Here is a 932-nt window from a genome sequence, read left to right as displayed (position 1 = left end):
GTTGCATGCAACGCGTCATCGACGCGGTCCTTCCGTTCCTTCACCTCGACTTCCGTCGAACCGCCGACGCGGATGACGGCAACGCCGCCAGCGAGCTTGGCAAGACGTTCCTGCAGCTTTTCGCGGTCGTAGTCGGAGGTGGTTTCCTCGATCTGTGCACGGATCTGGGCTGTGCGACCGTCGATATCGGCCTTCTTGCCGGCGCCATCGATGATGGTCGTATTCTCCTTCTCGATCGTGATTCTCTTGGCGCGGCCGAGCATGTCGAGCGTCACGTTCTCGAGCTTGATGCCGAGGTCTTCGGAGATGACGGTGCCGCCGGTCAGGATGGCGATGTCTTCCAGCATAGCCTTGCGACGGTCGCCGAAGCCCGGAGCCTTGACGGCAGCGATCTTGAGGCCGCCGCGCAGCTTGTTGACGACGAGCGTTGCGAGCGCTTCGCCTTCGACGTCCTCGGCGATGATGAGGAGCGGCTTGCCGGACTGAACCACGGACTCAAGAACAGGAAGCATGCTCTGCAGGTTTGAGAGTTTCTTCTCGTGGATCAGGATATAGGGATCCTCAAGCTCGACCCGCATCTTGTCCTGGTTGGTGACGAAATATGGTGAAAGATACCCGCGGTCGAACTGCATGCCTTCGACGACTTCGAGTTCGGTCTCGGCGGTCTTGGCCTCTTCAACCGTGATGACGCCTTCGTTGCCGACCCTGTTCATGGCTTCCGCCAGATACTGGCCGATCTCCGTGTCGCCATTGGCGGAAATGGTGCCGACCTGGGCAATTTCGGAATTGTTGGAAATCTTGCGGGCATTGCTCTTCAGCTCGGCGACGACCGCCTCCACCGCAAGGTCGATGCCGCGCTTCAGGTCCATCGGGTTCATGCCTGAAGCCACCGCTTTGGCCCCTTCCTTGACGATCGCCTGGGCGAGAACCGT

Annotated in this window: 1 protein-coding gene; it reads right to left on the bottom strand. The window is 60.1% G+C overall.

The window, feature by feature from the left end; translation table 11 throughout:
- Positions 1–932, bottom strand: a 932-nt coding sequence (gene groEL / locus ABK249_RS33795) for a chaperonin GroEL (protein ID WP_348864923.1), incomplete at both ends; no start/stop codon positions are given.

Source organism: Neorhizobium phenanthreniclasticum (assembly GCF_040066075.1).
GTDB classification, from domain to species: domain Bacteria; phylum Pseudomonadota; class Alphaproteobacteria; order Rhizobiales; family Rhizobiaceae; genus Neorhizobium; species Neorhizobium petrolearium.
Note: the sequence above shows the minus strand (reverse complement) of the source record. Positions and strands in the feature narration are given on the sequence as shown.